Consider the following 24627-nt stretch of genomic DNA (forward strand, 5'->3'; position numbering starts at 1 on the left):
ACTTGCCCATATGGACTTGCCCGCGTGGATTATGCTGCGCCGCAACACTTCGCTGCTTGCCTCGCGGAGGTCAAGCCCCATACCGGTCCGCAAGCGGAGCTATCGGATCGTGCGGGCGGATCGTGCGGGATGCGCGGCGGGATCAGAGCGCCAGGACGCGCTCGCCGATGGTGTCCAGCCGTCGGGTCTCGCCATCCAGCTGGTCGATGGAGACATGGACGAGATTGTTCTTCGCGTCGCGGCAGGCAAAGCCGCAGTCCTCCGGCGTGACGAAGCCTGACAGCACGAGGCCGCGAAAGCGGTCGATGCGCTGGATGTCGCTCTCGATATGCGCGATTTCCTTGAGCGCGGCGGCGTTGCGGCGGTCGCGCATGGAAATCATCGCGCGCAGTTCGCCCATCAGCCGGGCGGTGCTGGGCTTGGTGCGCGATCCCAGGATGCGCACGTCGCCGGAGGCCGCGCGCAGATCGGCGATCTTGGCTTCCAGCCGCTGTTCCAGCCGGCTCCAGGCGCAGATGATCCGGCCCAGCCCGCACAGCAGCCTGACCTCACCCATGTCGCCCAGTTCGTTCCATTCCCCTGCGACCGTCATATGACCCATTTTCACACCGTTTCTGTTTTGCATGCGTGCCCGGCAACCCGCGCCCTGTGGACGCCGGAGCTTAGACGAGCCGGGCGTGGGTGCCATGCCGGCTGCCCGCATCACGGGCACGCCCCGGCGAGAGCCGTGCAAAAATCCGGTCGAACGGTGGACGGCTTTCGCGCGGCACACCGGAAAATGTCATGATTCCATGCGTCTGCCATTAGGGGCCTCTGCCATTCGGGCAGATGTCAGAAATCTGTCAGAAATCGACGGCGATGCCCTTATGCTCCCAATCGCCATAGCGGGTGGGGCTGAGTTTGCCGTCATGGTCGACGCTGCCGTCGACCGCCGCGTCGATGGGGTCGGGCTCGGGCACGGGCGGGCTCTTGGAGAGATGGGCGGGCGGTTTCACATGGGCGGGGCGCTGGGCCATATTTTCAAATCCTTCCAAAGCGTTTTCGAAGCAGGGATAATGCCCTGCTGACTCGGAAAACGCGGTAAACCAAAACGACCCTGGGGAAGAGGCTCCGATTGACGGACGTCGGCGGCAATCCCACATTCATGGCTGATCCACTATCTGGGCGATGAAGGCGTATTTCTCAAGTGAACGGTTTGAAGACCACCCTGCTGCTTTCGGCGCTGACGGCGCTGTTCATGGCGCTCGGCTATACGCTGGGCGGCAGTGGCGGCGCGGTGATCGCGCTGCTGGTGGCGGCGGGCATGAACCTGTTCACCTTCTGGAATGCCGACCGCATCGTGCTCGCCATGCACAATGCGCGGGAGGTGGACGCGAATAGCGCGCCGGAATTTCATGGCCTCGTCGCGGCACTGGCGGCGCGTGCCGGCCTGCCGATGCCGCGCGTCTACCTGATCGACGAACCGCATCCCAATGCCTTCGCCACGGGCCGTGATCCCCGGCATGCGGCGGTGGCGGCGACCACGGGGCTGCTTTCCATGCTCTCGCGTGAGGAGATCGCCGGCGTGATGGCGCATGAGCTGGGCCATGTGCGCAACCGCGACACCCTCATCATGACGATGGTGGCGACCATTGCCGGCGCCATCTCCATGCTGGCGAATTTCGGCCTGTTCTTCCGTGGCGGCGGCAATGAAGGCAATCACAACATGGCGGCGAGCCTGATGGCGGTGATCGTCGCCCCCTTTGCCGCGATGATCGTGCAGATGGCGATCAGCCGCACCCGCGAATATGGCGCGGACCGGGCGGGCGCGGAGATCAGCGGCAATCCGCGTGCGTTGGCCTCCGCCCTTGCCAGGATTTCCGGCATGGCGCAGCGCATCCCCAATCCGGTGTCGGAACGCAATCCGGCGGCGGCGCAGCTTTACATCGTGCCGACGCATGTGAGCGCGCTGTTCTCCACGCACCCGGCGACCGAAAGCCGCATCGCCGCGCTGGAGGAACTGGCAGACAGCATGGGCGCGCCTGCTCCGGACATGACCCCGCGCGCGGCCCCGCATATAGCCCCGACGGGCACCGCGCCCGGCTCCGCCCTCTTCCCCTATGGCCGGCCGGAGCGCGTGCGCCGCCGCTCCAGCGCGCTCGACCCGCTGCGGCGCGACTGAGCGCTGTGACCAGCAGGTGACGGCGCGGGCAAATGGCGTTAGGGACCGGCGATGACGACCCCACGCTATCCCGCCAAGCCACCCCGCCCCGCGACCCCGCCCGGCGTCCCTGCCCGCCGCGCCGCTTTGAAGCTGATCGATGCGGTGCTGCGCCGTGGCGAGCCGCTGGAGATCGCGCTGCATGGCGCGACCCAGGGGCTGCCCGACCGCGCCGACCGGGCGCTGGTCCATGCGATCACCGCCGAGACGCTGCGCCACCTGCCCGATCTGGATGCGCTGATCGACAGCGCCACCCCCAATCCGCTGCCCGACGATGCGAAGGCGCGGGCGGTGCTGCGCATGGCGCTGGCGCAGGCGCTGCTGCTGGGCACGCCGCCCCATGCGGCCATCGCCACCGCCCTGCCGCTGGTCGATGGCGGCCCGCGCAAGCTGGTGCATGGCGTGTTCGGCACGCTGATGCGCGGCGGCGCGCATTTGCCCGCAATCCCCTCGCTCCCGGCCGATCTTGCCGCGCGCTGGTCCGCGATGTGGGGCGAGGCGATGGTGGAGGGCGCGGCGCGGGCCTTTGCCGTGCGCCCGCCGGTGGATGTCACCCTGCGCGATTCCGCCGATACGGAGGGATGGGCGCAGCGTCTGGGCGGCGTGTCGCTGGCGCCCGGCCATGTGCGCCTGTCCAGCGATCATGACGCCATTGCGGCGTTGCCCGGCTTTGTCGAGGGGGCGTGGTGGGTACAGGATCTCGCCGCCTCGCTGCCCGCGCGGCTGCTGGGTGCCGGCGAGGGGCAGCATGTGCTGGACCTGTGCGCGGCGCCGGGCGGCAAGACGATGCAGCTTGCCGCCGCCGGCTGGCGCGTGACGGCGCTGGACCAGTCGGCCAAGCGGCTGGCGCGGCTGGCGGAGAATCTGGAGCGCACCGGGCTTGCGGCGCAGACCGTCACCGCCGACCTGCGTGCCTGGGAACCGGAGGCGCTCGCCGACGCGGTGCTGCTCGACGCCCCCTGCAGCGCGACCGGCATCTATCGCCGTCACCCCGACGTCATCCACCGCATCGGTCCGCGTCAGATCGCCGAACTGGCCGAATTGCAGGCGACCCTGCTGGATCGCGCGGCATTGTGGGTGAAGCCGGGCGGCACGCTCGTCTACGCGACCTGTTCGCTGGAGCGGGCCGAAGGCGAGGACCAGATCGCCGCTTTCCTGGCGCGGACGCCGGGCTTTGCCGTCGTCCCCCCAGAGGCCGACGAACTGCCCGACGGCATCGTGCCGACCGCCGAGGGCTGGGTGCGCACATTGCCCGGAACGCTTGCCGAAGCGGGCGGGACGGACGGCTTTTTCATCGCCCGGCTGCGGCGGGGCTGATCATATTATCATGCCCTTTCCATAGCTTCGCGAATCGCCGCCCGATATGCCTCCACAATGGTTGCATGGGCCGATTCGCCCGGCTAGAGCGGTTTGCGATCCGATTGCATCGGATCAACCGCTCCATGCTTTTTATGTGCCGCATTTTCCGGGCCGCCAGGTGATTCCACCCGACTGGAAAATGCTCTAATGCGATGCTTCCATGACGATATCCACACCCCGCCCCGTCCTGATCGCCCCCTCCATCCTCTCTGCCGATTTCGCGCGGCTGGGCGAGGAAGTGCGCGCGATTGACGAGGCCGGTTGCGACTGGGTGCATGTGGACGTGATGGACGGCCATTTCGTGCCCAACATCACCATCGGCCCGATGGTGGTGAAGGCGATCCGCCCGCACACGCAGAAGCCGCTGGACGTCCACCTGATGATCTCGCCGGTCGACGCCTATCTGGAAGCCTTCGCGGCGGCCGGAGCGGACATATTGACCGTGCATCCCGAAGCCGGGCCGCATACCCATCGTACCGTTCAGGCGATCAAAGGGCTGGGCAAGCTGGCGGGCGTGGTGCTGAACCCCGCGACCCCGGCCAAGATGCTCGACTATCTGATCGAGGACGTCGACCTGGTGCTGGTGATGAGTGTGAACCCCGGTTTCGGCGGGCAGAGCTTCATCGAAAGCCAGTTGCGCAAGATCGAGGCGATCCGCAAGATGATCGACAAGACCGGCAAGGACATCAGGCTGCAGGTCGACGGCGGCATCGACATGGGGACGGCGCCGCGCGCCATATCCGCCGGCGCCGACGTGCTGGTGGCGGGCACGGCGACCTTCCGCGGCGGCGCGCACGCCTATGCCGACAATATCCGGGGGCTGCGCGGGGGGTGAACGACTGGTCCCGCCTTCCGCCCCGCTCCCAGCCGCCGGCCGGCGAAGAGGAGATCGAGGAGGGCAAGCGCCTCATCCGCCTGCCGGATGACAAGGGCGTGTCGCTGGCGACCCGGCTGGCCAATCATTTCTACCGCCTCACCTGGGCGACGCCGATCCACGCCAAGCGGCTGAAGGGCAAATATCCGCTGAAGCTGCTCGCCGTGCCGGAGGATACGATCCCCGGCGATCCGCGCGCGGGCAAGGCGATGCGCGCGGGCTATTTCCTGTTCCGGGGCATGAAGCAGCCGATCGACACGCTGGATTTCGCCACGCTGGACGTGGCGCCGGCCTTTTCCGACTATATCCACAGCTTCCGCTGGCTGCGCGACCTGTCGACCGTCGCGACGCGCGAACAGGGCGCGCCGATTGCCGAGGCGATCATGCGCAAATGGCTGGCCGCCCATGGCGACCGGCCGAGCGAGCCGGCATGGCGGGCGGACAATGCCGGCTGGCGCATCTTTTTCTGGACAGCGCATGCGCCGCTGATCCTCTCCTCCAGCGATCTCGTCTATCGCTCGCTGGTGCTCAACTGCATCGCGCGCACCGCCCGGCATCTGGATCGCGGCGCGGACAAGGCGCCGCAGGGCCTGCCCCGCCTGGTCGCCTGGGGCGGCATCGTCGCCGCGTCGCTGCTGATCCCCGGCGGCGGCCCGCGCCGCCATTTCGGCGAGGCCGGGCTGCGCCGCGCCGTCGACGATGTCTTCTATCCCGATGGCGGCACGATCTCCCGCTCGCCGATGGCGCAGCTGGATGGCATCATGCTGCTGGCGATGGTCCACGCCGTCTATGAGGCGATGCGCGAAGCGGCGCCCGGCTTCGTTGCGGAGGCGATGGCCCGCACGGTGCCGGCACTGCTGGGCCTGACCCATGGCGATGGCGGGATCGGCAACTGGCAGGGCGCGGGTGCCGTGAGCGCCGAGAAGCTGGCCGCTGTGATCGCGGCCACCGGCGTGCGCGCACGGCCACTGCGGCAGGCGCGCGACTGGGGCTATCAGCGGCTTTCGGCGGGCTCCACGATCATTCAGGTGGATGCAGCCCCGCCGCCGGTCGCGCGGCTGGCGGTGGCCGGCTGCGCCTCGACCGGCGCGATCGAGGTGAGCGACGGACAGCACCGCCTGATCGTCAATTGCGGCGGCGCCGGGCTTGCCGGCGCGCAGATTCCCGAAGGGCTGGCGCAGGGCCTGCGCACGACCGCCGCGCACAGCACCCTCATCCTGTCGGACAGCAACAGCACCGCCATCCTGCCCGACGGCACGCTGGGTCGGGGCGTGACCGAGGTCGAGTTCAGCCGGCAGGAGTTCGAGACCGGCAGCCGCCTCGACATCAGCCATGACGGTTATGTGCGGCGGCTGGGCTATATGCATCGCCGGCTGCTGATGCTGTCGAACGACGGCAAGGAAATCCGGGGCGAGGACATGTTGCTCCCCGCCGAGCGGCGCAGGAAGCCCGCGCCCGTGCCCTTCGCGCTGCGCTTCCACCTCGCCCCCGGTGTCGAGCCGACATTGACGGCGGATGAAAAGGGCGCGTTACTGCGCATCGACATGGGCGCCCTGTGGCAATTCCGCGCGGGCGCCGGCACTATTTCCATTGAGGAAAGCCTGTGGGTGGATGGCGATGGCCGCCCCCACGCCACCAACCAGCTTGTCGTTACCGGCGAAGCATTGCCGGGTGGCATCAGTATCGGCTGGCTGCTGAAACGCGTAGGATAGAAAGACGAACATGACTGACGTAACGATCCGCCGGGCTCTGCTTTCGGTGTCGGACAAAACCGGCCTTGCCGATCTGGGCAAGGCGCTCGCCGGCCATGGCGTGGAACTGGTGTCGACCGGCGGCACGGCGAAGGCGCTCCGTGAGGCTGGGCTGGAGGTCATGGACATCTCCGACCTCACTGGCTTCCCCGAGATGATGGACGGGCGCGTCAAGACGCTGCACCCCAAGGTGCATGGCGGCCTGCTGGCGGTGCGGGGCAACCCCGAGCATGTCGCGGCGATGGACGCCCACCAGATTGGCGCGATCGATCTGGTCGTCGTCAACCTCTATCCCTTTGCCGCGACCGTCGCCAAGGGTGCCGAGCGTGAGGAGATCATCGAGAATATCGACATCGGTGGCCCCTCCATGGTCCGTTCGGCGGCAAAGAATCACGAAAGCGTCGCGATCCTGACCGATCCCGCCGACTATGCCCGGCTGATCGCGGAGATGGCGGACAATGCCGGCGCGACCAGCTATGATTTCCGCCGGATGCTGGCGGGCAAGGCCTATGCCGCCACCGCCGCCTATGACAGCATGATCGCCGGATGGTTCGCCCATGCCGACCAGGGCGTGATGTTCCCCGAGACGCTGAGCGTCGCCAGCAGGCTCTCGACCACGCTGCGCTATGGCGAGAATCCGCACCAGTCCGCCGCGCTCTATTTGCCGCTCGGCCCCACGGCCAACGGCATCGCGCAGGCGAAGCAACTGCAGGGCAAGGCGCTGAGCTACAATAATTACAACGATGCCGACGCCGCGCTGGAACTGGTGAGCGAATTCCGCGACGGGCCGCCGACCGTGGTGATCGTGAAGCACGCCAATCCCTGTGGCGTGGCGACCGGCGAGACGCTGATCGAAGCCTATGAGGCGGCGCTTGCCTGTGACAGCGTGTCGGCCTTTGGCGGCATCATCGCGGTCAATCGCCCGCTGGATGGCCCCACGGCGGAAGCGATCAGCGGCATCTTCACCGAAGTCGTTGCCGCGCCCGATGCGGACGAGGATGCGAAGGCGATCTTCGCGAAGAAGAAGAACCTGCGTCTGCTGCTGACCGGCGAACTGCCCGATCCCGCGCGGCCCGGCCTGGCGATGAAGAGCATCGCCGGTGGGCTGCTGGTCCAGAGCCGCGACAATGGCCGTGTCGACCGCGCCGCGCTGCAGGTGATGACGAAGCGCGCGCCGACCGAGCAGGAACTGACCGATTGCCTGTTCGCCTGGACGGTGGCCAAGCATGTGAAGTCGAACGCCATCGTCTATGCCAGGGGCGGCAGCACGGCGGGGATCGGCGCGGGGCAGATGAACCGCCTCGAATCCGCGCGCATCGCCGCATGGAAGGCGAAGGATGCCGCCGACAAGGCCGGTTGGGCGGAAGCCCGCACCATCGGTTCCGCCGTCGCATCGGACGCCTTCTTCCCCTTCGCCGACGGTCTGCTGGCCGCGGTGGAGGCGGGCGCGACGGCTGTCATCCAGCCCGGCGGCTCTATTCGCGACGCCGAAGTGATTGCCGCGGCGGATGAGGCCGACCTGGCCATGGTCTTCACCGGAATGCGCCATTTCCGCCATTGATGGCGGTTCTGGTGCGGCGCAGCGCCGTCTGACGCGTTGCAGCAGATAGGCAAGAGATGGCGGAAAAATGCCGGGAGACTGGCATTTTTCCGCCATTCTCCTTATGTTTCACGCACCCGATCGGCCCATGGCGCGTTCTGCGTCGGCCGGGCGGCAAAAAAGATATGAGAGGATGTTCGATGCACAAGACCCTGATGATGGCGGGGGCAGCGCTGCTGTTGCTGCCGCTGTCGACAATCGCCGACAGCGCGGGCTGGGCCACCCAGCTGGACAATGACGACATGGTGGTGACGGGCCAGTCCGGCCGGGAAACCCGCACCATGCGCGTGTCGCTTGCCGACCTCGACCTGCGGCAGGATCGTGCCGTCACCCGCGCGGGCTATCGCATCCGCTATGCGTCCAAGACCGTCTGCCGTGCTGACGATGTGCGCGACCTGTATCAGCTGGGCGATTACCGCCTGTGCTATGATGGGGCCTATTCCGGCGCGCAGCGCGATCTTTCCGCGCGCGTGGCGGCTATGCGCGCCAGCTGACGCCCAATGGCGTGGGGCGGGCCGGCCCGATCGCCAGCCCGCCCCTCCCCTTCCGTCGCCAGAAGTTATGGCGGCGTTAACCACTTCTTAGAGCATTTCCTTCACCCCGAAGCTACGAAGCTTATCCGGGGGATCAATATCATGCCGCGTTCGGAGCAGGACGTCGACGTCGCGATCATCGGGGCTGGCCCGGCGGGCCTGACCGCCGCCTATCTGCTGACCAGGCAAGGCTACAGCGTCACCGTGATCGAGAAGGACCCCGTCTATGTCGGCGGGATCAGCCGCACCGTGGAACATGACGGCTTTCGATTCGATATTGGCGGCCACCGCTTCTTCTCGAAATCGAAGGAGGTCGTGGACCTGTGGAACGAGATCCTGCCGCATGATTTCATCCAGCGGCCGCGGATGAGCCGCATCTATTATGAGGGCAAGTTCTACAGCTATCCGCTCCGCGCGTTCGAGGCGCTGTGGAACCTGGGCCTGTGGCGGTCGACCCTGTGCATGGCGAGCTTCGCGAAGGCGCGGCTGTTCCCCAACCGCAATGTCCGTTCCTTCCAGGACTGGACTGTCAACGCCTTCGGCCACAAGCTCTTCTCCATCTTCTTCAAGACCTATACCGAAAAGGTGTGGGGCATGCCGTGCGACGAGATGTCGGCGGACTGGGCGGCGCAGCGGATCAAGGGGCTGTCGCTCTGGGGCGCGGTGAAGGACGGGCTCAAGCGATCGCTGGGGCTCAACAAGCGGCCCAATGACGGCATGGAAACCAAGACGCTGCTGGAAAGCTTCCGCTATCCGCGCCTTGGCCCCGGCATGATGTGGGATGCCGCGCGCGACCATGTGGTGGCCGGCGGTAACAGCGTGCTGATGGGCCATGCGCTGAAGCAATTGTCGCAGGATCAGGTGACGGGCCGCTGGACGGTGCAGGCGACGCGCGCCGATGGGCAGATGGTGGCGATCAATGCCGCCCATGTCATCAGCTCCGCGCCGATGCGCGAGCTGGCCGGGCGTATCCATCCGCTGCCGCAGATCATGCCGCAGGCGCTGGACCTTAAATATCGCGATTTCCTGACCGTCGCGCTGATGATCCGGTCCGACGACCTGTTCCCGGACAACTGGATCTACATCCACGACAGCAAGGTGAAGGTCGGCCGCATCCAGAATTTCCGCAGCTGGTCGCCCGAAATGGTGCCGGACGAAAGCCTTGCCTGTGTGGGCCTGGAATATTTCTGCTTCGAGGGCGACGGCCTGTGGGCGTCGGCCGACGACGATCTGATCGCGCTCGCCACGCGCGAGATGGCGACGCTGGGCCTGTGCCGACCGCAGGATGTGGTGGGCGGCGCGGTGGTGCGGCAGGAAAAGGCCTATCCGGTCTATGACGATGCCTATGCCGCCAATGTGCTCGCCATGCGCACCGAGCTGGAGGCGCGCTATCCCACGTTGCACATGGTCGGCCGCAACGGCATGCACCGCTATAATAATCAGGACCATGCGATGATGACGGCGATGCTGACCGTGCGCAACATCGTGGCGGGCGCGCGGGTCTATGACATCTGGGCCGTCAACGAGGACGCCGAATATCATGAAAGCGGCGAGGAAGGGCAGGATGCGGCGGGCGAGCGCGCGGCGCTGGCCAGCGAGCGCCTGGTGCCGAGCCGCGTGCGTAGGGCGGCCTGAGCGACGATGGGCGCGCGGCGATGACCTGGCCGGCCGAGCGGATGTGGCGCCGCACCTATGCCCGCTATCTCGCGGCCAGCGCGACGGCGCTGGCTGTCGACGGCGGCCTGTTCCTGCTGTTGCTCAATGCCGGCATGCCCGCTGCCGTGGCTTCGGTGCTCGGCTATGGCGCGGGCATCGGCGCGCACTGGCTGCTGTCCAGCCGCTCCGTGTTCATCGGCCATATCGCCTATTCGCGTGAAGGGCGTGCCCGGCAGAAGGCGCTGTTCCTGGGATCGGCGGTCGCCGGCCTTGCGATCACCGCCGCGATCGTAGGCATTGGCGACATGCTCGGGCTTGATCCGCGCATCGCCAAGCTTGTCGCCGTCGCCGTCAGCTTCCAGGCGACCTATATGCTGCGCAAGTCGGTCGTGTTCGCATGTCGATAGTCCAAGGGGTTGACGTGCGATGACCGATTCTGGCCCGCGCCTGATCGACCGGCGGCCATATCTCGTCATCATGCTGCTGTGGCTGGCCTGCTGCCTGTTCATGCTGTGGCAGTCGGGCGACGGCCTGTGGCGCATGGGCTTTCGCGATCCTGACGATGCCATGCGGTTGCAGCAGGTGCGCGATCTGATCGCGGGGCAGGGCTGGTTCGACGTCAGCCAGCATCGCGTCAATCCGCCGCTTGGCGGGCCGATGCACTGGTCCCGCATCGTCGACCTGCCGATCGCCGCGATCATCCTGCTGTGCCGCCCGTTGCTGGGCGCGGCGCAGGCGGAACTGGTCGCCTGCATTGCCGTGCCGATGCTGCTGCTGCTCGCGCTGTGCATTGCGTTGCACCGCGCCGCGCGCCTTGTCGCCGGGCCCAGGCTGGCGTTGCTGGCGGTGGGCCTGCTCGTCACCACGCTTTCCATCCTCGTGCAGTTCACGCCGCTGCGGATCGACCATCATGGCTGGCAGATCCTGATGGCCGCTGTCGCGCTTGGCGGCGTGTTCGATAGCAAGGCGCGGCGCGGCGGCATGGTCGCCGGGCTCGCCATGGCGACATGGTTGCAGATTTCCAGCGAAGGGCTGCCCTATGCCGCGATGATCGCGGGGCTGCTGGCGCTGTGGCAATTCGTGCGGCCGCAGGAGGGGCCGCGTCTGCGCGCCTATGCCGGCGTGCTGGCGGGGGCTTCGCTGCTGTTGCTGCTGGGCGGCAGGGGATGGAGCGCCGGGCTGGTCTCGCACTGCGATTCGCTTTCGCCGGTCTATCTGTTGCCGCTGATCGGCTTTGCCCTGGCATTGGGTGTGGGGCGGATGATGCTTCCGATGCCGGGGCCGGTCGCGCGCCTTGCGATTCCGGCGGCGGGCGGCGCGCTCGCCATTATACTCTTCCTTGCCCTTGGGCAGCAATGCCTGGCAGGGCCGTTCCAGACGCTCGATCCGCTGGCCTATCGGCTGTGGTATCTGCAGGTGATAGAGGGGCGGCCGGTCTGGGAACAGGCGCCTGCCCTGCGCGGCGTGCTGCTGCTGCCCTCGCTGCTCGGCCTTGCCGCGACGCTCGGCGCCATGCGCGCCGCGCGGGACCGGGACGCTGGAGCATTTTCAAGTCAGGTGGCATCAGCTGACGACCCGGAAAATGCGGAAAACAAACGGACCCGGAGCCGGTTCTGCTTCAATCCGGGCGAAACCGGCGCCCAGGATCGCTGGATCGCCATGGCGCTATTACTGGCCGGGGCCATTCTGGTTTCCGTCATGGTCCTGCGTGCGATGACGGTCGCGCATCTCTTCGCCCTGCCCGGCATCGCATGGATGCTCGCCACGCTTGCGGCGCGGGTGCAGCGTTTCGCGCGCGCACCGGCGCGGGTGGCGGCCATGGTGCTGCTGGTGCTGCTGACCCCGGTCGGCATCGCCTCGGCGTGGATTGCGCTTGCGGGCGATCGGCAGGCAAAGGCGGAAGCGCCGAAGGCCGATTGCGCTGCGGCGGCCACCATCGCGCCGCTCAATGCGCTGCCGGGGGGCGTGATCCTCGCGCCGCTCGATATCGGCCCGGCCATCCTGATCGGCACCGGGCACAGCGTCGTCGGCACCGGCCATCATCGCAACGTCGCCGGGATCACCACCGTCATCCGCGCCTTCACCATGCCGCCTGAACAGGCGCGCAGGGCAATGGCGGGCATCAATGGCGGGCGCGGGCCGGATTATCTGGTCGTCTGCCCCGGCCTCAACGAACTGTCCGGCTATGCGAAGGAAAACCCCGACGGCCTTGCCGCGATGCTCGCCAGGGGGCGGTTGCCGCATTGGCTGCGGCCCGTGGCGATCAAGGGGCCGCTCAAGGCGTATCGCGTCGTCCGCTAGAGCGTTTTCACTATGAGCGAAAACGCTCTCGTCCTTTGTTGTCGCATTTTCCGAGCCATTGACCGTAAACGGTCAATTTGAAAATGCTCTAGGCTTGTGTCGGCGTGAAGATCATCGCGTCGCCATTCATGCAATAGCGCAGGCCCGTGGGCTTCGGCCCGTCATCGAAGACATGGCCCAGATGGCCGCCACAGCGCGCGCAATGCACTTCCGTCCGTGCATAGCCCAGCATCCGGTCGGTGCTGGTGCCCACGGCGCGGGGCAGCGGTTGCCAGAAGCTGGGCCAGCCGGTGCCGCTGTCGAACTTGGTGGCGGAGGAAAACAGCTTCTGCCCGCAGCCCGCGCAGGAGAAAATGCCCTTGCGATGTTCCTTGTTGAGCGGGCTGGTGAAGGGATATTCCGTCGATTGCTCGCGCAGCACGGCATATTGCCGGGGCGTCAGCTTTTTCTTCCACTGCTCGGGCGTCATGGTGACGGGATAGGTGGCGGCGTCCGCTGCGCCCCAATTCGGGCCCCAATCCGGGCCAATGCCGATCGCCAGTGCCATGGCGGTTAGCGCGCCGCCGGCCAGCGCGGCCCGTCTGCTCATCATTGCGTTCATGCGCTGCTCCTTCCATGCCGGTGCTGCGAGGGCATCCGCGTGTCCGCCCGCTGACGTCACGGATGGCGCGTCAGGATGGTACGGATCGTTTCCGGAATGTGAAGATGCGGCCGCCGCCGCCCGATTTCAACACATGGCGGCGGAACAGCCGCACGCCCACCCGCAGGATGATCGCCACCCACAGCAATTGCCAGCCCAACGCCAGCACATGCGGCCAGATCGCATCGCTTTGCGTGGCGCGGGCGATCATCGCGAAGGGGGAGCTGAAGGGAAAGACGGCGGCGCCGATTTCCTGCGCGCTACCCATACGGTCGACCGAATAGCTGGCGATGAAGAACATGACCAATTGCATCATCGTGACCGGCATCGACAGCGTCTGCACCTCTCGCACCGTCGTCGCCTGCGCGCCGATGCCCAGGAACAGCGACCCCAGCAGCGTATAGGCGGTGGCGAAATAGAGGATGCCGAGCAGCGCGAAGAGCGGCCAGCCCACCGCCGGCGCGGGCAGGCCGCCACCGCTGCCGCCGCTGACCAGCGCGATGCCGATCGCGGCGGCCGACCCCCAGACCGCGATGCCGGTGAGCGACATGGCCAGCATCGCCAGCAGCTTGCCCAGGAAGATCGCGTCCACCGGCACGGCGGCGGCCAGCACCTCGATCACCTTGTTGGTCTTTTCCTCGACCATGTTGGAGAGGACCATGCCGGCGAGCAGCATCGTCAGCATGAACATCAGCACCTGCGCGGCGCGGCCGGTGAGGAGCCGTGCCCGGCCGGGCGCGGCGCCGCCCGCCACCTTCACGATCTGCGTGCGGACGGCGGTCTGTGGCAGGGCATTGCCCGCCCGCGCCATGCTGGCCATCAGGGCGACGTTTCCGCGCAGCATGTCGATTGCGCTCCTGGGGCCGGTCAGCACAGGGGCCTGTAGCGTGCCGGAGAGGACGAGCACCGCCTTCTGGTTCTTCGCCGCCAGCAAGGCGCGGGGATCGCTCCCCTGCGGATGGCCGATGAGGTTGGGCAGGTCGCCCTCCCCCATGTCCCGCGCCAGCCGGGCGTGGACGCGCTCGATCGCGGCGGCATCGGCCGGCGCCATGGCGATGGCGATCAGCGGGCGGGCGGCGGCATCGCCCATGCGCTCGCCCAGATTGCCGGCCACCACGCCGATCAGCAGCGGAAAGAGCGGGCCGATGAGGAACAGGATGAACGCCTTGGAAAAGATGACGGCGGTGTAATCCCGCCGGGCGATGACGAGCGCGGCGCGCCAGATGCTCATGCCGCTGCCTCCGCTTCGTCTTCGATGGGGGCATCCGGCCCCATGTCCAGTGCGGCCGCTTCGCCGGCGATGGCGACGAAGGCATCGTGCAGGCCGGGCCGCTCGATGGAGAGGCTCTCGATTCCCGCATGGCCGGCGATCAGCGCGCCGAGCAGCGGTTCGATCCCCGCTTCGGGCAGCGGAAATTGCCAGACGCGGCCATGATGCTCCGCCCCGGCGGGGATGGCCGTGCGCCATGGCCCGTCCTGCGCGCGGGTTTCCAGCCGCACCTGCGGCGCCAGCCGGTCGCGCGCGTCGCTGACCGATCCTTCGAAGCGGATGCGCCCGCCCGCGACGATGGCGATGCGTTCGCACAACCGCTCGGCATGGGCGATGACATGGGTGGAGAACAGCACCGTCACGCCGCTTGCCGCATGGGCGCGGATCAGCGCTTCCAGCTTGCCCTGGTTGATCGCGTCGAGCCCGGAAAAGGGCTCGTCCAGCACGATCAGCCGGGGGCTGTGGACGATGGTGCCCATCAGCTGCACCGTCTGCGCCATGCCCTTGGAGAGGGTGCGGATGGGCTTGTCTGCGGCGTCGCCCAGGCCATGGGCGTTGAGCAATGCGCGGGCCTTCACCCGCCCGATCTTCAGCGGCAGGCCGCGCAGCGCGCCCATGAAGGCGATGGCTTCGGCCGCCTTCATCGCGGGATAGAGCCCGCGCTCCTCGGGCAGATAGCCGACCTGGCGGGCCATCTTCAGCGGCTGGGCATTGCCGAGCAGCGATCGGGTGCCTTCATCCGGGTCGATGATGCCCAGCAGCATGCGCAGCAGTGTCGTCTTGCCCGCGCCATTGGGGCCCAATATGCCGAAGATGCTGCCTGTCGGCACGTTGAGGTCGATGCCGTCCACCGCGCGGAAATCGCCGAATGTCTTGACAAGTCCGTGCGCTTCAACGGCATAGCGGTGCGATGTGGGATTACCGGTCATTGGCCCCACGATAGCGACACGTGATGACGGATCAAACACAAAGCCTGGAAGCGCGCCTGAAGGCGCAGGCGATCGCGCTCGGCTTTGCCGATTGCGCCATCGCGCCTGCCGATGCCGCGCCGGAAACGGCGGCGCGGTTGCGGGCCTGGCTGGATGCGGGCTGCCATGGCGACATGCTGTGGATGGCGGACCGGGCGGAGCAGCGCAGCGCGCCCGTAGCGCTGTGGCCGGAGGTGCGAACGGTCATCATGCTGGGGATGAGCTATGCGCCCGGCCGCGATCCGCTGGCGCTGGAGGGGGTGGGCGACCGGGGGCGCATCTCCGTCTATGCGCAGGGGCAGGATTATCACGACATCGTGAAGAAGGCGCTGAAGGCGCTGGCCCGCTGGCTGGTGGAAACGGTGCCGGATACGCAACTCAAGGTGTTCGTGGATACCGCGCCGGTCATGGAAAAGCCGCTGGCGCAGGCGGCGGGGCTCGGCTGGCAGGGCAAGCACAGCAATCTCGTCAGCCGTACTGCGGGCAGCTGGCTGTTCCTGGGTGCGATCTACACCACGCTGGATCTGAGCCCGGACGCGCCGGGGCAGGACCATTGCGGGCGCTGCACTGCCTGCCAGACGGCGTGCCCGACCGACGCTTTTCCCGCGCCCTACCGGCTGGATGCGCGCCGCTGCATCTCCTACCTCACCATCGAGCATAAGGGGCCGATCCCGGAGGAATTCCGGGTGGGCATGGGCAACCGCATCTATGGCTGCGACGATTGCCTGGCGGTGTGCCCATGGAACAAGTTCGCGCAGGCGGCGTCTGCGCATCGCGCCTTTGTGGGCCGGGCGGAACTGGCCGCACCCGCGCTTGCCGATCTGCTGGCGCTGGACGATGCGGCGTTCCGGGAGGTGTTCTCGGGATCGCCGATCAAGCGCATCGGGCGCGGGCGGATGGTGCGCAACGCTGCGATCGCGGCGGGAAACAGCGGCGATCCGGCGCTGCTCGGCGCGCTGGCGCCGCTGCTCCAGGATGAGGATGCGGTGGTCGCGGAAGCGGCGGCATGGGCGACGGCGCGGTTGCTAGGCAATGCCCCTCTCTCGCCGTCATCCTGACGAAAGTCAGGATCCATGGGCGCAAGCCAAGCATGGCATGAATGCTCTGGCGCTTGCGCTCCTGGATCCCGGATCAAGTCCGGGATGACGGCAAGGAGAAAGCTGCTTGCTCAGTCCCGCAGCAGGTCGTTGATCGCGGTCTTGGAGCGCGTTTGCGCGTCCACGCGCTTCACGATCACGCAGCAGGCAAGGTTGGGGCCGGGCGTGCCGTCGGGCAGGGGCTTGCCGGGCAGGGAGCCGGGGACGACCACGGAATAAGGCGGCACGTGCCCGACGAAGACTTCGCCGGTGGTGCGGTCGACGATCTTGGTCGTGCTGGTGATGAACACGCCCATCGACAGGACGGAACCCTTGCCGATGCGCACGCCCTCCACCACTTCGGAGCGCGCGCCGATGAAGCAGTCATCCTCGATGATGACCGGGTCCGCCTGCAGCGGTTCCAGCACGCCGCCGATGCCGACGCCGCCCGAAAGATGCACATTCTTGCCGATCTGCGCGCAGCTGCCCACCGTCACCCAGGTGTCGACCATCGTGCCCTCGTCCACGAAGGCGCCGATGTTGACGAAGCTGGGCATCAGGATGACGTTCTTCGCCACATGCGCGCCGGCGCGGGCGAAGGCGCCGGGCACCGCGCGAAAGCCGGCGGCGCGGAATTCCGCCTCGCCCCAGCCGGTGAACTTGCTGGGCACCTTGTCCCACCAGAAGCTGGCGCCGGGGCCGCCGGGGACCAGCGCATTGTCGTTGAGGCGGAAGGAGAGCAGCACCGCCTTCTTCAGCCACTGGTTGACCTGCCAGCCGGCTTCGGTCGGCTGCGCGACGCGCGCCTCGCCCGCGTCCAGCATGGCCAGCGCCTTGTTGACCGCGGTGCGGACATCGCCGCCGGTCGAAAGGCCGATGTTCGCGCGGTCCTCCCACGCGGCCTCGATGGTGGAAATCAGCTGCTCGCTCATGTCAGGCTCCAAGAATGTGCCCCAGAAAAGGGGTCAGATGGTCGGTTTCATGGTCGATATGGTCGGGATGGGCATCGACATGGCCCGCCTCCGATCCGTTATTGACCCAGATGGTGGTCATGCCGATCGCCTTGGCCGGCTTCAGGTTGCGCGCCATATCTTCGAAAAAGGCGGCGCGGGTCGGCGCCACGCCATAGGCGCTGCACAGCGAGCGATAACCCGAGGGATCGGGCTTGGGCACATATTCGCAGGCGTGGATGTCGTGGATCAGCTCGAACGCGCCGGTCAGGCCCAGCTTGTCGATCACGCGCACGGCATAGTCATGGTCGCCATTGGTGAAGATCAGGCGGCGGCCGGGCAGTGCCGCGATATGCGCGTTCAGCGCCGGATCGACCTCCAGCCGGTCCAGCGAGATGTCGTGGACATAATCGAGGAAAGCGCGCGGCTCGATGCCATGATGGCGCATCAGCCCCGACAGCGTCGTGCCATGCTCCATGAAATAGCGCTTCTGCACGACACGCGCCTGCGCCGGGTCGCAGCCCAGCAGGCCCTGGATGAACTCGCCCATCTTCACGTCGATCAGGGCAAACAGGTCCACCTTCGCCGGATACAGCGTATTGTCCAGATCGAAGATCCAGGCGTCGACATGGGCGAATTCGGCGCGCATGGCCGCGTGCCTAGTCCCCGCCTGTGGCAAGGGCAAGCGGCGAGCGCATGGATCGCGTCAAATTTATGGGCGCGCGATGGCGGCCGGGCTATGAGGGGCGTGGGGCGCATTGGGGGATATGGGATGGGCGGGACCGGATTGCGGGAGAGGCGTTGCCGTCTTTTGCGGTCGCTGCCGTGCATCGGCCTGGCGCTGATGCTGGCCGGGTGCGGCGGTGGTGGCGTGAACGCGACGCCCACGCCTGCGCCCGCCCCCACGCCCGCGCCCGCGCCCTCCCCTGCGCCCACGCCCGGCGCCTTTGCCACAAGCGAATATGCGCGCTCCGGCGGGCCGGCCGCCCATGGTGCGCTGACCGCCTATGCGGCGGGCGCGAGCGGCGCGGGCGTTGCCGTGGGCGTCATCGATTCGGGGATCGCCACGGCCAACAGCGAATTTGCCGGGCGGATCAGCAGCGCCTCGGCCGATTTCGCGGGCAATGGCGGGATCGAGGATGCGGGCGGCCATGGCACGGCGGTCGCCACCGTGCTGGCGGCCGCGCGCGACGATCGCTTCGTGCTGGGCATGGCCTGGGGCGCGACCATCATGGCGCTGCGCACCGACACGCCGGGCAGTTGCGCGGGCGGGATCACAAGCGAGGGCAGCAGCTGCAGCCACAGCACCACGGCCATCGCCAGCGCGCTCGACCATGCGCGGGTGAACGGCGCGCGGGTGGTCAACATCTCGCTTGGCGGGGCGGCCGCGACAAGCGATCTGGTGGCGGCGGTGGATCGCGCGACGGCGGCCGGCATCGTCATCGTGATCGCGGCGGGCAATGACGGCGCGGCATCGCCCGATCCGCTGCCCGCCTCGCTCGCGGGATCGGCGGTGGCGCGCGGGCTGGTGATCGTTGCCGGATCGGTGGATGCATCGGGCACGAAGAGCGCGTTTTCCGACGGCGCCCAGGGCTTCGAGGACGCGACCCTGTTCGCGCTGGGGCAAGGCGTGCTGTCGCAGGACCAGAACGGCACTGCCTATGATTTCGACGGCACCTCCTTTTCCGCGCCGCAGATCGCGGGGGCGGCGGCATTGCTGGCGCAGGCATTCCCCAATCTTTCCGGCGCGCAGATCGTGCAGTTGTTGATGAACCGGGCGAAGGACGCGGGCGCGACGGGCACGGATGCCGTCTATGGGCGCGGCATATTGGATGTCGCCGCCGCCTTTGCCCCCTCCGGCACGACCAGCCTTGCCGGCAGCGCGACGCCGATCTCCCCGACCGCCAATGGCACGCTGTCGGCCGCGATGGGCGATGCCTCGGCGCAGGCTTCGCCGATGGCGGTGATGGTGGACGGGCTGGGCCGCGCCTATGCGCTGGACGTGAAGGCGACGCTGCAACGCGCTGCGCCCGAACAGGTGCTTGCGCCCGTGCTGGCCTTTGCGCAGCGGCAGGTGGCGTTGGCGAGCGGGCCGCTCTCCCTGTCCCTGCGTTTCGCGCCGGGCATGGCTGTGCGCGACGATGATGGAGGCGCTTCGCTGACGTCGACGGGCCGGGCGCGGGGCCGCGCGCTTTCGGGCAGTTTCAGCATGGCGCTGGGAGGCGGAACCGCCGTGACCATGGGCTTTTCCCAAAGCGCGGCGCCGGCCTTGGCCGATGCGGCGGGCGGATCGGATGCGGGCGCTTTCCTGCTGGCGCAGCGCGCGGGCAACGACCATGGCTTTGCCGCGCAGGGGATGGAGAGCATGGCCGTGCGCCAGCGGCTGGGCGGCGGCTTCGCGCTGACGGCGTCGATGGCGCGGGGACAGGTGGGGGCCACGGACCTCGCGCCGGATGCCGACGCGCCCCGCCTCGATCCCCGGCGGGATGCCCGTGGGGATGGCTATGCCAGCGCTTCCGTGGCGATGGACCGGCAGTTCGGGCCGATCGGCCTGTCCGCCGGCCTTGGCTGGCTGAAGGAGGACCGGACCTTGCTGGGCGCGCGGTTCGATGCCGCCATCGGTCCGCGCGCCGGGCAAAGCCTGTTTCTGGATATGGCGGCACAGGCCGCGCTTGGCGGTGGCTGGCACTTGGGTGCTGCCATGCGGCAGGGGTGGACGCGGGCGGCCGATACGCGGCTGCGCAGCGATGCCTGGTCGGTCGATCTGTCGCGGCGGGGGCTGCTTTCCCGCGACGATCATCTGGCGCTGCGCCTCGCCCAGCCGTTGCGGGTCAGCCATGGCGGGATCATGCTGACCCTACCGGGCGCCTATGATGATGCGACCGGCACCGCGCAATGGACGCGCCAGCGCCTGGGCCTCGCACCGCGCGGGCGGGAGCGGGACGGCGAGCTCAGCTATGGCCTGTGGTTCGGGCCGGGCCGGCTGGATGCCAATGGCTATTGGCGGCATGAAGGCGGCAACAATGCCTGGGTGCCGGCGGAGCTGGGCGGCGCGCTGCGTTATGCGGTGGGATTCTAGAGCGGTTTGCGGCTCCATGAGCCTCAGACCGTGAAGCTCTCGCCGCAGCCGCAGCTGCCCTTGGCATTGGGGTTGTTGAACACGAAGCCGGCGGTGAAATCGTCCTCCACCCAGTCCATCGTCGATCCGATCAGGTACAGCACCGATGCGCCGTCGATGTAGAAGGTGCCGCCGGGTGTCTCGATCTTTTCATCGAACTTGGCTTCCTGCGTCACATAGTCGACCGAATAGGCAAGGCCCGAGCAGCCGCGGCGTGGCGTCGACAGCTTGACGCCGATGGCCCCTTCGGGTGCCTTCGCCATCAGCTCGGCGATGCGCGCCTCCGCGGTTGCCGTCAGGATGACGGCGGCGGGGCGGGCGCGGGTCTTGGTCTCGGTGGTCATTACAGCATTCCCAGTTCGAGCTTCGCTTCGTCGCTCATCTTGGCCGGGTCCCATGGCGGGTCCCAGACCAGGTTGACTTCCACGTCGCCTGCGCCCGGCACCGCGCCGACACGCAATTCGACCTCGGCCGGCATGGATTCGGCGACCGGGCAATGCGGCGTCGTCAAGGTCATGGTGACGATCACATGCCCGCCATCGGCGATGTCCACGCCATAGATCAGGCCAAGGTCATAGATGTTCACCGGGATTTCCGGGTCGTAGATTTCCTTCAGCGCATCGATCACCGCGTCATACAGGTCGCCGCCCGGTTCCCCGGCCGCGACCGGCGTGGGGGTGGTGGACAGGAAGCCGTCCAGATAATCGCGCTTGCGCTCGCCGGTTCCGGCCCCGGTTCCGGCGACGGGTGCCGGATCGGGGGCGTCATCGACGCGCACCTTGGGCGGGGCCGCGACCTCGCTCACTTCTTCCACCACGATCTTGCGTTCTTCGTTCATATGCTCAGCCATTGCCGAAAATCTTCCTTACGCGCGCAATGCCGCGCACCAGCGCATCCACGTCGCTTTCGTCGCTGTAGATGCCGAAACTCGCCCGCGCCGTTGCCGCCACGCCCAGATGCTGCATCAGCGGCTGGGCACAATGGTGGCCGGCGCGGATCGCCACGCCTTCCTCGTCCAATATGGTGCCGACATCGTGGGGATGCACCCCCTCCACCTCGAAGGAGAGGATGCCGGCCGAATCCTCCGGGCCGAACAGGCGGACGCTGTTCATGGCGCTCAGCGCCTCGCGCGCCCTGGCGACCAGCGCGCATTCATGGGCGTGGATGGCATCCAGGCCGATGCCCTCCACATAGTCGATCGCGGCGGCAAGGCCGACGACGCCGACGATATGCGGCGTGCCCGCCTCGAACCGGGTCGGCGCGGGGGCGTAGGTGGTCTTCTCGAACGTCACCTTGTCGATCATCGATCCGCCGCCCTGATAGGGGGGCATGGCGTCCAGGATGTCCTTGCGCGCCCACAATATGCCGATGCCGGTCGGGCCATAGAGCTTGTGCGCGGAAAAGACGTAGAAGTCGCAATCGAGCGCAGCCACGTCCACCGCAAGGCGCGGCACGGCCTGGCAGCCGTCGATCAGGATCTTCGCGCCGACCGCATGGGCGATGTCCGCCGCGCGCCGGGCGTCGAGCACCGAGCCCAGCACGTTGGAGACATGGGCGAGCGCGACCAGCTTATGTGCCGGCGTGATCATTGCGGCCATGGCGTCGAGGTCGATCCTGCCGTCCGCGGTCAGCGGCACGACGTCGATCTGCGCGCCGACCCGTTCGGCCAGCATCTGCCACGGCACGATATTGCTGTGATGCTCCAGCATCGACAGCAGGATGCGGTCGCCGGCCTTCAGGTTCCCCTCGCCCCAGCTGTGGGCGACAAGGTTGATGCCCTCGGTCGCGCCGCGCACATAGACGATCTCGCTGTCCGACGCCGCGCCGATGAAGCCCGCGACCTTCCGCCGGGCGGCCTCATAGGCGAGCGTCATATTGGCGGAGCGGGCATAGACGCCGCGATGCACGGTCGCATAATCCTCGCCATAGGCGCGGGCGATGGCGTCGATCACGGCTTGGGGCTTCTGCGCAGTGGCGGCGCTGTCGAGATAATGCCAGTCGCCGATGCCGGGAAAGTCGCTTCTGCGTTTCAGGAATCCATCCAGGCCGAGCCTGTCGATGCCCTGTTCCTCCATCGCGGAAAAGAGCGGCCCTTCCATCAGTTCGGGACGCATGGTGGAGGCGGTGTCGTCGTTCATGCGTCCACCCCCGCCAGCGACGCCAGCTTGGCGAGCGCGGCCGCTTCCAGCATGTCGCGGGCCTCATCGTCCGCTACGCCGTCGAACACGCCGGCGACGAAGGATTGCAGCAGCAGCGTCTTGGCGGTGGCCGGGTCCATGCCGCGGCTGGCCATGTAGAACAGTGCCGTCCTGTCCAGCTCGCCCACGGTCGCGCCATGGGCGCATTTCACGTCGTCGGCGTAGATTTCCAGCTCCGGCTTGGCATTGGCGGTCGCGGTGCGATCCAGCAGCATCGCCTTGACCGACTGTTCCGCGTCGGTCTTCTGCGCGCCGCGCGCCACCGCGATCTTGCCCAGATAGCTGCCCGTCGCGCGGCCGCCCAATATGGAGCGGATGGTCTGGTGGGATGTCGCCTCCGGCGCGGCATGGGTGACGGTGGTGACGATCTCCAGCGTCTGTTCGCCGCCGCCGATGATGGCGCCGCCCAGCGCGAAATGCGCGCCCCGGCCCAGCGTCACATCCAGCGTCACGCGGCCCAGCGTGCCGCCGATGTTGAGCAGGTGAAAGTCCAGCGTCGCGCCGTCGCCCACATGGATCACATAGTCATGGATCGCGGTCGCGCCCTCGGCGGCATCCTGCAGCAGGTGGCGATGCGCGCTTTCGCCCGCCGCCACCGCGATTCGCTCCGGTGCGGCCGGCGGCCATGCGCGCGCAGCGGCATCCAGATCGCTGTAGCGCCAGGCTTCATCCTTGCGGGTCGGAAGGGCGATGGTCGTCATCACACCCCCTCGCCATGCCGGACATGATCCGGCATCCATGAGCGCTTGGGTTGCGCATCTATGCGACGCAGGGCCAATGGTTCCCGGATCAGGTCCGGGATGACGGTTGGGGGAAAGGCGACGCTGCGCATCATGCCGCCAGCACCTCGGCATAGCCTTCGCGTTCCAGTTCCAGCGCGAGTTCCGGGCCGCCCGACTTCACGATGCGGCCGCCGGCCAGCACATGCACGAAATCGGGCGCCACATAGTCCAGCAGGCGCTGATAATGGGTGATGAGCAGCACGGCCTTGTCCGGCCCGCCCTCCTTCTGGCGCATGATCGCGTTGATGCCTGCGCCCACCGTCTTCAACGCATCGATGTCGAGGCCGCTGTCGGTTTCGTCGAGGATCGCGAGTTTCGGGTCGAGGATGCCCATCTGCACCATCTCCGCCCGCTTCTTCTCGCCGCCGGAAAAGCCGACATTCACCGGGCGCTTCAGCATCTCCATGTCGAGGCCCAGCAGCGCCGCCTTTTCCTTGGCGAGGCGGATGAATTCGGCGCCGTTCAGCTCCTTCTCGCCGCGCGCGCGGCGCTGGCTGTTCAGGCTCTCGCGCAGGAACTGCAGGTTGGACACGCCGGGGATTTCGACCGGGTACTGGAAGCCCAGGAACAGCCCGGCGGCGGCGCGCTCATGCGGCGCCATCTCGAACAGGTCGGCGCCCTCGAAGGTCGCGGTGCCGCCCGTCACCTCATAGCCGGGGCGGCCGCCCAGCGTGTAGGCGAGCGTCGACTTGCCCGCGCCGTTCGGCCCCATGATCGCATGGATCTCACCCGCATTGATGCTGAGCGACAGGCCCTTCAGGATCGGCTTGCCGTCGATTTCGTTGGTGAGGTTCCGGATGTCGAGCATCACTTCGCCTCTTCCTTTTCAAGGACGCGCTGCAGGCTGCGCGCGGTCCAGAACGCCATGTCGCGCACGTCGCCCGGCGCGGGGAAGAGCGTGTCGATATAGCGCTTGATCGGCATATAGGGCCACCAGTCGGCGTCCGCCGGCGGGCCCTTGGCGAACAGCTCCGTGACGAAATCCTGCACCGGCTCCATGCGCGCCAGATTGGGCGCCTTCGCCTTCTGGAACGCCTTGTCGGTGCGCAGGCGCTCGGTCATCGCGCTGTCGCCCGTTTCCAGCGCGGCACGGCATTCCGCCTGATAGGCGTCGAGATCGCCGAAATCCTTGATGGCGCGCGGCTCCAGCTCGCCTTCTTCCAGTTCATAATCCTCGGTCAGGATGCGGATGGCGGCAGTCCACGCCTGTCCGTTGCCGACATCTTCCGCGAAATCGGCGAGGGCATCCTGGATATCGTCTTCGTCGCTCAAAATTCAGTCCTTCAACGTTTCAGTTCCGCGATCGTCCCGCGAATTTCGGCATGTCTTCTTCGTCACCCTGAACTTGTTT

Annotated in this window: 24 protein-coding genes; 11 read left to right on the forward strand and 13 right to left on the reverse strand. The window is 67.5% G+C overall.

Translation table 11 applies throughout. The features are described 5' to 3' along the window. Positions 1-142 precede the first annotated feature (142 nt). Both WFP78_RS11470 and WFP78_RS11475 read right to left on the reverse strand, forming a co-directional pair. Positions 143-592, reverse strand: a complete 450-nt coding sequence (locus tag WFP78_RS11470; protein ID WP_336962072.1) for a hypothetical protein — start codon at positions 590-592, stop codon at positions 143-145. Positions 593-842: 250 nt separating this feature from the next. After that, positions 843-1016, reverse strand: coding sequence for a DUF1674 domain-containing protein (locus tag WFP78_RS11475; RefSeq protein WP_336962075.1), 174 nt, complete (start codon positions 1014-1016; stop codon positions 843-845). A 170-nt stretch (positions 1017-1186) separates the two neighbouring features. On the opposite strand from WFP78_RS11475, the gene htpX reads away from it, so the two are divergent. The 9 genes from htpX (at position 1187) to WFP78_RS11520 (ending at position 12274) form a co-directional block, all read left to right on the forward strand. Then, positions 1187-2161 carry a zinc metalloprotease HtpX gene (gene htpX, locus WFP78_RS11480; RefSeq protein ID WP_336962078.1) on the forward strand — a complete coding sequence of 325 codons (975 nt, stop codon included), beginning with the start codon at positions 1187-1189 and terminating at the stop codon, positions 2159-2161. Positions 2162-2212: 51 nt separating this feature from the next. Beyond that, the gene (locus WFP78_RS11485; protein ID WP_336962081.1) at positions 2213-3517 is read left to right on the forward strand and encodes an RsmB/NOP family class I SAM-dependent RNA methyltransferase; all 1305 of its coding nucleotides are present in this window, start codon (positions 2213-2215) and stop codon (positions 3515-3517) included. A gap of 202 nt (positions 3518-3719) precedes the next feature. Continuing rightward, the gene (gene rpe, locus WFP78_RS11490) at positions 3720-4394 is read left to right on the forward strand and encodes a ribulose-phosphate 3-epimerase (protein WP_336962086.1); all 675 of its coding nucleotides are present in this window, start codon (positions 3720-3722) and stop codon (positions 4392-4394) included. Continuing rightward, on the forward strand, positions 4391-6145 hold the full coding sequence (locus tag WFP78_RS11495) for a heparinase II/III family protein (RefSeq protein ID WP_336962089.1): 1755 nt from the start codon (positions 4391-4393) through the stop codon (positions 6143-6145). Before rpe ends, WFP78_RS11495 begins: the two co-directional genes overlap by 4 nt. A 10-nt stretch (positions 6146-6155) precedes the next feature. Further along, entirely contained in the window at positions 6156-7745 is a 1590-nt protein-coding gene (gene purH / locus WFP78_RS11500; protein ID WP_336962091.1) for a bifunctional phosphoribosylaminoimidazolecarboxamide formyltransferase/IMP cyclohydrolase, read from the forward strand. Positions 7746-7924: 179 nt separating this feature from the next. Beyond that, positions 7925-8278: a UrcA family protein gene (locus WFP78_RS11505; RefSeq protein WP_336962094.1), complete on the forward strand. Its 354-nt coding sequence runs from the start codon at positions 7925-7927 to the stop codon at positions 8276-8278. Positions 8279-8419: 141 nt separating this feature from the next. Further along, positions 8420-9952 carry an NAD(P)/FAD-dependent oxidoreductase gene (locus WFP78_RS11510; protein WP_336962096.1) on the forward strand — a complete coding sequence of 511 codons (1533 nt, stop codon included), beginning with the start codon at positions 8420-8422 and terminating at the stop codon, positions 9950-9952. Positions 9953-9972: 20 nt separating this feature from the next. Continuing rightward, the gene (locus WFP78_RS11515; RefSeq protein ID WP_336962098.1) at positions 9973-10380 is read left to right on the forward strand and encodes a GtrA family protein; all 408 of its coding nucleotides are present in this window, start codon (positions 9973-9975) and stop codon (positions 10378-10380) included. 19 nt (positions 10381-10399) lie between these two features. Then, a complete protein-coding gene (locus WFP78_RS11520; protein WP_336962100.1) occupies positions 10400-12274 on the forward strand; it encodes a hypothetical protein in 1875 nt (624 codons plus the stop codon). 88 nt (positions 12275-12362) lie between these two features. Here the strand turns inward: WFP78_RS11520 and msrB are convergent, their stop codons facing one another. The 3 genes from msrB to WFP78_RS11535 form a co-directional block, all read right to left on the reverse strand. Next, the gene (gene msrB / locus WFP78_RS11525; protein WP_419722953.1) at positions 12363-12875 is read right to left on the reverse strand and encodes a peptide-methionine (R)-S-oxide reductase MsrB; all 513 of its coding nucleotides are present in this window, start codon (positions 12873-12875) and stop codon (positions 12363-12365) included. Positions 12876-12945: 70 nt separating this feature from the next. Further along, positions 12946-14145 carry an ABC transporter permease gene (locus tag WFP78_RS11530; protein WP_336962103.1) on the reverse strand — a complete coding sequence of 400 codons (1200 nt, stop codon included), beginning with the start codon at positions 14143-14145 and terminating at the stop codon, positions 12946-12948. Continuing rightward, the gene (locus WFP78_RS11535) at positions 14142-15113 is read right to left on the reverse strand and encodes an ABC transporter ATP-binding protein (protein WP_336962106.1); all 972 of its coding nucleotides are present in this window, start codon (positions 15111-15113) and stop codon (positions 14142-14144) included. Before WFP78_RS11535 ends, WFP78_RS11530 begins: the two co-directional genes overlap by 4 nt. 23 nt (positions 15114-15136) lie before the next feature. Between WFP78_RS11535 and queG the strand changes: the two genes are divergently transcribed. After that, on the forward strand, positions 15137-16210 hold the full coding sequence (gene queG / locus WFP78_RS11540) for a tRNA epoxyqueuosine(34) reductase QueG (RefSeq protein WP_336962109.1): 1074 nt from the start codon (positions 15137-15139) through the stop codon (positions 16208-16210). A 110-nt stretch (positions 16211-16320) separates the two neighbouring features. Here the strand turns inward: queG and dapD are convergent, their stop codons facing one another. Together dapD and WFP78_RS11550 are read right to left on the reverse strand one after the other, a co-directional pair. Beyond that, complete coding sequence (gene dapD / locus WFP78_RS11545; RefSeq protein WP_336962111.1) at positions 16321-17160, reverse strand: 2,3,4,5-tetrahydropyridine-2,6-dicarboxylate N-succinyltransferase; 840 nt, start codon at positions 17158-17160, stop codon at positions 16321-16323. A 1-nt stretch (position 17161) separates the two neighbouring features. Next, the gene (locus tag WFP78_RS11550) at positions 17162-17827 is read right to left on the reverse strand and encodes a pyrimidine 5'-nucleotidase (RefSeq protein ID WP_336962113.1); all 666 of its coding nucleotides are present in this window, start codon (positions 17825-17827) and stop codon (positions 17162-17164) included. A gap of 162 nt (positions 17828-17989) precedes the next feature. Between WFP78_RS11550 and WFP78_RS11555 the strand changes: the two genes are divergently transcribed. Then, positions 17990-20257 (forward strand): S8 family peptidase, encoded by a 2268-nt coding sequence (locus WFP78_RS11555; protein WP_336962115.1) that lies wholly within the window; start codon positions 17990-17992, stop codon positions 20255-20257. A 23-nt stretch (positions 20258-20280) separates the two neighbouring features. Here the strand turns inward: WFP78_RS11555 and WFP78_RS11560 are convergent, their stop codons facing one another. From WFP78_RS11560 to WFP78_RS11585, 6 genes are all read right to left on the reverse strand, one after another. Next, positions 20281-20640, reverse strand: a complete 360-nt coding sequence (locus WFP78_RS11560; protein ID WP_336962119.1) for a HesB/IscA family protein — start codon at positions 20638-20640, stop codon at positions 20281-20283. Then, positions 20640-21134 (reverse strand): SUF system Fe-S cluster assembly protein, encoded by a 495-nt coding sequence (locus WFP78_RS11565; protein WP_336962121.1) that lies wholly within the window; start codon positions 21132-21134, stop codon positions 20640-20642. Before WFP78_RS11565 ends, WFP78_RS11560 begins: the two co-directional genes overlap by 1 nt. 4 nt (positions 21135-21138) lie before the next feature. Next, on the reverse strand, positions 21139-22371 hold the full coding sequence (locus WFP78_RS11570; RefSeq protein ID WP_336962351.1) for a cysteine desulfurase: 1233 nt from the start codon (positions 22369-22371) through the stop codon (positions 21139-21141). Between the two features lie 59 nt (positions 22372-22430). Further along, positions 22431-23195, reverse strand: coding sequence for a SufD family Fe-S cluster assembly protein (locus tag WFP78_RS11575; RefSeq protein ID WP_336962123.1), 765 nt, complete (start codon positions 23193-23195; stop codon positions 22431-22433). A 130-nt stretch (positions 23196-23325) separates the two neighbouring features. Then, positions 23326-24084: a Fe-S cluster assembly ATPase SufC gene (gene sufC, locus WFP78_RS11580; protein ID WP_336962126.1), complete on the reverse strand. Its 759-nt coding sequence runs from the start codon at positions 24082-24084 to the stop codon at positions 23326-23328. Then, a complete protein-coding gene (locus WFP78_RS11585; RefSeq protein WP_336962129.1) occupies positions 24084-24548 on the reverse strand; it encodes a hypothetical protein in 465 nt (154 codons plus the stop codon). Before WFP78_RS11585 ends, sufC begins: the two co-directional genes overlap by 1 nt. Positions 24549-24627: the final 79 nt, after the last annotated feature.

Origin of the sequence: Sphingobium aquiterrae (assembly GCF_037154135.1) — a bacterium.
Taxonomy (GTDB): Bacteria; Pseudomonadota; Alphaproteobacteria; order Sphingomonadales; family Sphingomonadaceae; genus Sphingobium; species Sphingobium aquiterrae.

Excerpts from the sequence above, each read along its gene's own strand:
- WFP78_RS11470 (WP_336962072.1), bottom strand. The coding sequence starts at position 592 with ATGACGGTCGCAGGGGAATGGAACGAACTGGGCGACATGGGTGAGGTC.
- WFP78_RS11475 (WP_336962075.1), bottom strand. The coding sequence starts at position 1,016 with ATGGCCCAGCGCCCCGCCCATGTGAAACCGCCCGCCCATCTCTCCAAG.
- WFP78_RS11485 (WP_336962081.1), top strand. The coding sequence starts at position 2,213 with ATGACGACCCCACGCTATCCCGCCAAGCCACCCCGCCCCGCGACCCCG.
- rpe (WP_336962086.1), top strand. The coding sequence starts at position 3,720 with ATGACGATATCCACACCCCGCCCCGTCCTGATCGCCCCCTCCATCCTC.
- purH (WP_336962091.1), top strand. The coding sequence starts at position 6,156 with ATGACTGACGTAACGATCCGCCGGGCTCTGCTTTCGGTGTCGGACAAA.
- WFP78_RS11505 (WP_336962094.1), top strand. The coding sequence starts at position 7,925 with ATGCACAAGACCCTGATGATGGCGGGGGCAGCGCTGCTGTTGCTGCCG.
- WFP78_RS11510 (WP_336962096.1), top strand. The coding sequence starts at position 8,420 with ATGCCGCGTTCGGAGCAGGACGTCGACGTCGCGATCATCGGGGCTGGC.
- WFP78_RS11515 (WP_336962098.1), top strand. The coding sequence starts at position 9,973 with ATGACCTGGCCGGCCGAGCGGATGTGGCGCCGCACCTATGCCCGCTAT.
- WFP78_RS11520 (WP_336962100.1), top strand. The coding sequence starts at position 10,400 with ATGACCGATTCTGGCCCGCGCCTGATCGACCGGCGGCCATATCTCGTC.
- msrB (WP_419722953.1), bottom strand. The coding sequence starts at position 12,875 with ATGAACGCAATGATGAGCAGACGGGCCGCGCTGGCCGGCGGCGCGCTA.
- WFP78_RS11530 (WP_336962103.1), bottom strand. The coding sequence starts at position 14,145 with ATGAGCATCTGGCGCGCCGCGCTCGTCATCGCCCGGCGGGATTACACC.
- WFP78_RS11535 (WP_336962106.1), bottom strand. The coding sequence starts at position 15,113 with ATGACCGGTAATCCCACATCGCACCGCTATGCCGTTGAAGCGCACGGA.
- queG (WP_336962109.1), top strand. The coding sequence starts at position 15,137 with ATGACGGATCAAACACAAAGCCTGGAAGCGCGCCTGAAGGCGCAGGCG.
- dapD (WP_336962111.1), bottom strand. The coding sequence starts at position 17,160 with ATGAGCGAGCAGCTGATTTCCACCATCGAGGCCGCGTGGGAGGACCGC.
- WFP78_RS11550 (WP_336962113.1), bottom strand. The coding sequence starts at position 17,827 with ATGCGCGCCGAATTCGCCCATGTCGACGCCTGGATCTTCGATCTGGAC.
- WFP78_RS11560 (WP_336962119.1), bottom strand. The coding sequence starts at position 20,640 with ATGACCACCGAGACCAAGACCCGCGCCCGCCCCGCCGCCGTCATCCTG.
- WFP78_RS11565 (WP_336962121.1), bottom strand. The coding sequence starts at position 21,134 with ATGAACGAAGAACGCAAGATCGTGGTGGAAGAAGTGAGCGAGGTCGCG.
- WFP78_RS11570 (WP_336962351.1), bottom strand. The coding sequence starts at position 22,371 with ATGGAGGAACAGGGCATCGACAGGCTCGGCCTGGATGGATTCCTGAAA.
- WFP78_RS11575 (WP_336962123.1), bottom strand. The coding sequence starts at position 23,195 with ATGACGACCATCGCCCTTCCGACCCGCAAGGATGAAGCCTGGCGCTAC.
- sufC (WP_336962126.1), bottom strand. The coding sequence starts at position 24,084 with ATGCTCGACATCCGGAACCTCACCAACGAAATCGACGGCAAGCCGATC.